The 5,974-nt window shown below is 72.5% G+C and carries 6 protein-coding genes; 2 read left to right on the plus strand and 4 right to left on the minus strand.

Going from position 1 to position 5,974, the window contains the following annotated elements; all coding sequences use genetic code 11:
• Positions 1 to 235: 235 nt before the first annotated feature.
• On the minus strand, positions 236 to 1,039 hold the full coding sequence (locus tag CCN56_RS36705) for a purine-nucleoside phosphorylase (RefSeq protein ID WP_086832061.1): 804 nt from the start codon (positions 1,037 to 1,039) through the stop codon (positions 236 to 238).
• Positions 1,040 to 1,221: 182 nt separating this feature from the next.
• Positions 1,222 to 1,659 carry a gamma-glutamylcyclotransferase gene (locus tag CCN56_RS36710; RefSeq protein ID WP_017239758.1) on the minus strand — a complete coding sequence of 146 codons (438 nt, stop codon included), beginning with the start codon at positions 1,657 to 1,659 and terminating at the stop codon, positions 1,222 to 1,224.
• A 210-nt stretch (positions 1,660 to 1,869) separates the two neighbouring features.
• Here CCN56_RS36710 and CCN56_RS36715 point away from each other — a divergent pair, with 210 nt between their 5' ends.
• Positions 1,870 to 3,309, plus strand: coding sequence for an NAD(P)H-quinone dehydrogenase (locus tag CCN56_RS36715; protein ID WP_086832062.1), 1,440 nt, complete (start codon positions 1,870 to 1,872; stop codon positions 3,307 to 3,309).
• A 225-nt stretch (positions 3,310 to 3,534) separates the two neighbouring features.
• Positions 3,535 to 4,461 (plus strand): DeoR/GlpR family DNA-binding transcription regulator, encoded by a 927-nt coding sequence (locus CCN56_RS36720; RefSeq protein ID WP_041130929.1) that lies wholly within the window; start codon positions 3,535 to 3,537, stop codon positions 4,459 to 4,461.
• A 152-nt stretch (positions 4,462 to 4,613) separates the two neighbouring features.
• Here CCN56_RS36720 and CCN56_RS36725 read toward each other — a convergent pair whose 3' ends face one another.
• Positions 4,614 to 5,159, minus strand: a complete 546-nt coding sequence (locus tag CCN56_RS36725; protein WP_086832063.1) for a TetR/AcrR family transcriptional regulator — start codon at positions 5,157 to 5,159, stop codon at positions 4,614 to 4,616.
• Positions 5,160 to 5,236: 77 nt separating this feature from the next.
• Positions 5,237 to 5,974, minus strand: a 738-nt coding sequence (locus CCN56_RS36730; protein ID WP_143664742.1) for a biotin/lipoyl-containing protein, incomplete at its 5' end; no start/stop codon positions are given.

Consider the following 5,974-nt stretch of genomic DNA (forward strand, 5'->3'; position numbering starts at 1 on the left):
GAGCGCCGCGGCGGCCGCCCGCCGGGCCGTCGGCCGGCGCGACCGGCAGTCCGGCGTCCGGAGCGTCCGGCCCCGGGCCGTCCGGCGGCCCGTCGCGCCGGACGGCCCGGGGCCGGACGCTCCGGAGGCCGGACGGCCGGTCGCGCCGGACGACGGCCCGGCGGGCGGCCGCCGCGGCGCTCCGACCGCCCGACCGGCCCCGGGGGCCGACCGGCGCGAGGAGCGCCGGGAGAACTCAGATCCGGTCGAGGACCCGCGTCAGCAGCTCACCCATCCGCGCCGCCGAGTCGCGCCCCGCCTGGAGCACCTCCTCGTGGTTCAGCGGCTCGCCCGAGAGCCCCGCCGCCAGGTTGGTGACGAGCGAGATGCCGAGGACCTCGGCGCCGGCCTCGCGGGCCGCGATGGCCTCCAGGACGGTGGACATGCCGACGAGGTCGCCGCCCAGGACGCGGACCATGTTGATCTCGGCCGGGGTCTCGTAGTGCGGGCCGGGGAACTGGACGTACACGCCCTCCTCCAGCGTCTCGTCGACCTCCTTGCACAGCGCGCGCAGGCGCGGCGAGTACAGGTCGGTGAGGTCCACGAAGTTCGCGCCGACGATCGGGGAGGCGGCCGTCAGGTTGATGTGGTCGCTGATGAGGACCGGCTGGCCGGGGCGCATGCCCTCGCGGAGGCCGCCGCAGCCGTTGGTGAGGACGACGGTCTTGCAGCCGGCGGCGACGGCGGTGCGGACGCCGTGGGCGACGGAGGCGACGCCCCGGCCCTCGTAGAAGTGGGTGCGGCCGAGGAAGACGAGCGCGCGCTTCTCGCCGATCTTGTACGAGCGGACCTTGCCGCCGTGGCCCTCGACGGCCGGCGGCGGGAAGCCGGGGAGCTCGGTCACCGGGAACTCGGCCTCGGGGGCGCCGAGGGCGTCGACGGCGGGGGCCCAGCCGGAGCCCATGACCAGGGCGACGTCGTGGTTCTCGACACCGGTCAGCTCGCGAAGACGCGTGGCAGCGGCCTCGGCGGCCTCGTACGGGGTGGCAGTTGCGTTCACTGACTCTCTCGCCTCGGGGAGGGGGGTCCGAGGGGAACCCCGGACGGATTTGGTACGCGAAGCAGCGTAGCCGGAGAATTCCTACGCGCGTAGATGACGATGCGGACGGACATGCGATCGTTGTCTTGTCGTTTCCGACGAACGGGCGGTTCCGGCCACCCGGTCGGATCGGCCCGGCCGGATCAGCAGGGCCGCTTGCGCAACTCCATCACGTAGTCGTGCGGCGCGCCCGCCGATTCCGCCGCGTCGGCGACCTCGCCCAGGTACCGCGCGGACGGCAGCCCGCCCTCGTACGCGTTGAGGACGTACACCCAGGCCGGCTCCTCGCCGTCCAGGGTGTGCACCCGCACCCGCATCCGCCGGTAGATGTCGAGGCCCACGCCCTCCCAGCGGTCCATGGAGTCCTCGTCCATCGGCGCGATGTCGTACAGCGCCACGAAGACCTGGGAGCGGGGGGCCTCCACGATGGTGGCCAGCGCTCCCTCCCAGCCCATCTGCTCTCCGCCGAAGGTCAGCCGCCAGCCGTTCAGCCAGCCGGTGCCGCGCAGCGGGGAGTGCGGTGCGCGGCGGCTCATCAGCCGCGCGTCGAGGTTGCCGGCGAAAGCGGCGTAGAGCGACATGGGACCGAGGGTACGGGAGGGGGCGGGGTGTCCGGAGAACCGCGAGGTGAAGGCCGTACGGGGGGCTCCGGAGGCCCCGGCGCGAGGCCGCGCCCGGCGTGCGGGAGAATGGGGTACGCACTTGAAGCGTGCGGGACAATGGCGTACGCACTGCAGCCCAGCGGGGGCCGCACACCCCCGGCAGAACGAGAGCGCGAGGCGTAGATCCCAGTGACCCGGATCGTGATCATCGGCGGCGGACCCGGCGGATACGAGGCGGCCCTGGTGGGCGCCCAACTCGGCGCGGAGGTGACCGTCGTGGACAGCGACGGCCTCGGCGGCGCGTCCGTCCTGACCGACTGCGTCCCCTCGAAGACCCTGATCGCCACCGCCGAGGTGATGACCACCTTCGACTCCTCCTACGAGGAGCTGGGCATCATCGTCGCGGACGACACCCCGCACATCGAGCAGGCGGCCCGTGTCGTCGGCGTGGACCTCGGCAAGGTGAACCGACGGGTGAAGCGCCTCGCGCTCGCCCAGTCCCACGACATCACCGCCTCCGTGACCCGGGCCGGCGCCCGGGTCCTGCGCGGCCGCGGCCGGCTCGACGGGCGGCAGGCGATGGACGGCTCCCGTCAGGTGGTCGTCACCGCCGCCGACGGCACCGAGGAGACGCTGACCGCCGACGCGGTGCTGATCGCGACGGGCGGCCACCCGCGCGAGGTGCCCGACGCCAAGCCGGACGGCGAGCGGATCCTGAACTGGACCCAGGTCTACGACCTGAAGGAGCTCCCCGAGGAGCTCATCGTGGTCGGTTCCGGTGTCACCGGCGCCGAGTTCGCCGGTGCCTACCAGGCGCTCGGCTCCCGTGTCACGCTCGTTTCCAGCCGTGATCGCGTGCTCCCGGGCGAGGACCCGGACGCGGCCGCCGTCCTGGAGGACGTGTTCCGGCGCCGCGGCATGAACGTCATGGCCCGTTCCCGCGCCGAGTCCGCCAAGCGGGTCGGCGACCGGGTCGAGGTCACCCTCTCCGACGGCCGGGTCATCTCCGGCACCCACTGCCTGATGGCGGTCGGCGCGATCCCGAACTCGGCCGGAATGGGCCTGGAGGAGGCGGGCGTCCGGCTGAAGGACTCCGGTCACATCTGGACCGACAAGGTCTCCCGTACCTCCGCCCCCGGCGTGTACGCCGCCGGTGACGTCACGGGCGTCTTCGCGCTCGCCTCGGTCGCCGCCATGCAGGGCCGTATCGCCATGTACCACTTCCTCGGCGACGCGGTGGCCCCGCTCAACCTGAAGACGGTCTCCTCGAACGTCTTCACCGACCCGGAGATCGCCACCGTCGGCTACACCCAGGCCGACGTGGACGCGGGCAAGATCGACGCCAAGGTCGTCAAGCTGCCGCTGCTCCGCAACCCCCGCGCGAAGATGCAGGGCATCCGGGACGGCTTCGTGAAGATCTTCTGCCGTCCGGGCACCGGCATCGTGGTCGGCGGCTGCGTCGTCGCGCCGAAGGCGAGCGAGCTGATCCATCCGATCTCGATCGCGGTCGACAACAATCTGACGGTCGAACAGATCGCAAATGCTTTCACCGTGTACCCCTCCCTGTCGGGCTCGATCGCGGAAGTGGCACGGCAGTTGCACACCCGAAAGGCGACGGGCGAGGCGTAACACCCCGCTCCGGCCCGGCTCCCGCCTGCGGGAACGGTTCGCCGACTCGGACAACCCCCGGCAAGGCGGGACATAGAACGATCAACGACGGGGCCTCCCATACCACTTGGAGGCCCCGTCTGTGCGCATCTTCTGCAATTCGGCGCATAGTGCTGAAAACTATCGGCCGGTCACGTTACTGTCAGTTTCGTGTTCGCTGCAGAACGTCGCCAGTTGATCCTCGAAATGGTGCGAGCCAATGGGGCCGTGTCGCTCCGCGAGCTCGCCCGCGTCGTCCAGACCTCTGAAGTGACCGTACGGAGAGACGTACGGGCCCTTGAGGCAGAAGGACTCCTCGACCGCCGCCACGGCGGTGCGGTGTTGCCGGGCGGATTCACGCGAGAATCCGGCTTCCCGCAGAAATCCCATCTCGCCACAGCGGAGAAGACGGCCATCGCCGACGTCGCCGCGAGCCTCGTCGAAGAGGGCGAGGCCATCGTCGTCGGCGCCGGGACGACCACGCAGGAGCTGGCCCGCCGGCTCGCCCGCGTGCCCGGACTGACCGTCGTCACCAACTCCCTGCTCGTCGCCCAGGCCCTCGCCCACGCCAACCGGGTCGAGGTCGTCATGACCGGCGGCACCCTGCGCGGCTCCAACTACGCGCTGGTGGGCAGCGGGGCCGAGCAGTCGCTCCAGGGGCTCCGGGTCTCCCGGGCGTTCCTCTCCGGGAGCGGACTGACCGCCGAGCGCGGCCTGTCCACGTCCAACATGCTCTCCGCGAGCGTGGACCGGGCGCTCGTGCAGGCGGCGGCCGAGGTCGTGGTCCTCGCCGACCACACCAAGCTCGGCTCCGACACCATGTTCCAGACGGTGCCGACGGACGTCATCACCCGCCTGGTGACCGACGAGCCCCCGGCGCACGACGAGCGGGCCGCCACCGAGCTCCAGGCCCTCGCCGACCAGGGCGTGCAGATCGCCGTGGCCGGTACGGGCACGGCCGCCGGTCCCTCCGGCGGCGACCAGGTCCCTCCGGGCGCCCGGCCCCGCCGTGACATGCCGCTCCCCGTCCAGCGCGGGCGGATGGCGGCCGGTCAGTTCCGGGGGCCGGGCGGCGGAATGGCCGCCGAGACGCTGGAACGCACGGCCCGGGTCGCGGACATGCGCCGCCGCTGACGCCGGCAGGAGCCGGTCGACGCCGGCCGAAGTCGGTCGATGCCGGCCGAAGTCGGTAGGCGTCCGTCGATGCCGGCCGACGTCCGCCGAAGTCGGTCTCGAAGTACCCGAGGGACCCTCCCCCAGGGGTCCCACGCCGTTCCGTACGCGAGTCAGTCCTTCAGTCCCCGCAGCGTCAGCGCGAGCAGGCGGTCCGCCAGCTCCGTGTCCTCCGGGCACTGCTCCGCCGCCAGCGCGATCGCGTTGGTGAGCTGCATCAGGTCGCCGATCGACACGTCGGCCCGCACCTGCCCCGCCTTCCGGGCCCGTTCGAGCAGCCGCTCGCCCGCCGCGCGCAGCGGATCGCTGCACCGCGCCAGGGCCGAACTCCGGTCGTACGAGGCGGACATCAGCGCGTGTGCGAGTCCCCGGTACGCGACCGCGTGGGCGATCAGCGCCCGCAGCCACTCCACCAGCGCCCGGCACGGCGCGTCGGCCTCCGCCAGCTCCCGCGAGCGGTCGAGCAGTTCGGCAAGGGCTTCTTGGAAGACCGCGTTCAACAGGTCGGCGCGGGTGGGGAAATGCCGGTAGAGGGTGCCGATCCCGACCCCCGCGCGGCGCGCGACCTCCTCCAGGGGCGCGTCCGCGCCCTGTTCCGCGAACGCGGCGCGGGCCTCGACGAGCAGTCGCTCGTGGTTGCGGCGTGCGTCGGCGCGCATGAGTGAAGACCCTCCCCTCGGCGAAGGGCCCGCAGGCGGCTGCCTGCGGGCCCTTCGTACGGTACTGCGTGCGACGGTCAGTCCTTGATGTCGCAGATGACGGCGCCCGAGGTGACGGAGGCGCCGACCTCGGCGCTCAGGCCCTTGATGGTGCCGGAGCGGTGGGCGTTGAGGGGCTGCTCCATCTTCATGGCCTCAAGGACGACGATGAGATCGCCCTCCTTGACCTCCTGGCCCTCCTCGACCGCGACCTTCACGATCGTGCCCTGCATCGGCGAGGCGAGGGTGTCGCCCGAGGCGGTCGGGCCGGACTTCTTCGCCGCGCGCCGCTTCGGCTTCGCACCGGCCGCGAGGCCCGTGCGGGCCAGCGTCATGCCGAGCGAGGACGGCAGGGAGACCTCGAGGCGCTTGCCGCCGACCTCGACGACGATCGTCTCGCGGCCCGTCTCGTCCTCGTCCGCCTCGGCGCCGGCCGGGGCGAACGGCTTGATCTCGTTGACGAACTCCGTCTCGATCCAGCGCGTGTGGACCCGGAAGGGGGCGGCGGTGAAGTCGGGGTCGACCACGACGGCCTGGTGGAACGGGATGGCGGTGGCCATGCCCTCGACCTTGAACTCCGCCAGCGCACGGGCGGCACGCTGCAGGGCCTGCTCGCGGGTGGCGCCGGTGACGATCAGCTTGGCCAGGAGCGAGTCCCAGGCCGGGCCGATCACCGAGCCGGACTCGACGCCCGCGTCCAGGCGGACACCGGGGCCGGTCGGCGGGGTGAAGAGGGTGACCGTGCCGGGGGCCGGGAGGAAGTTGCGGCCCGGGTC

It is taken from the genome of Streptomyces sp. NRRL B-24572 (assembly GCF_002156145.1).
In the GTDB taxonomy this organism is placed as follows: domain Bacteria; phylum Actinomycetota; class Actinomycetes; order Streptomycetales; family Streptomycetaceae; genus Streptomyces; species Streptomyces vietnamensis.

Coding starts and splice junctions, on each gene's coding strand:
- CCN56_RS36710 (WP_017239758.1), bottom strand. CDS start 1,659: ATGTCGCTCTACGCCGCTTTCGCCGGCAACCTCGACGCGCGGCTGATG.
- CCN56_RS36720 (WP_041130929.1), top strand. CDS start 3,535: ATGGTGCGAGCCAATGGGGCCGTGTCGCTCCGCGAGCTCGCCCGCGTC.
- CCN56_RS36725 (WP_086832063.1), bottom strand. CDS start 5,159: ATGCGCGCCGACGCACGCCGCAACCACGAGCGACTGCTCGTCGAGGCC.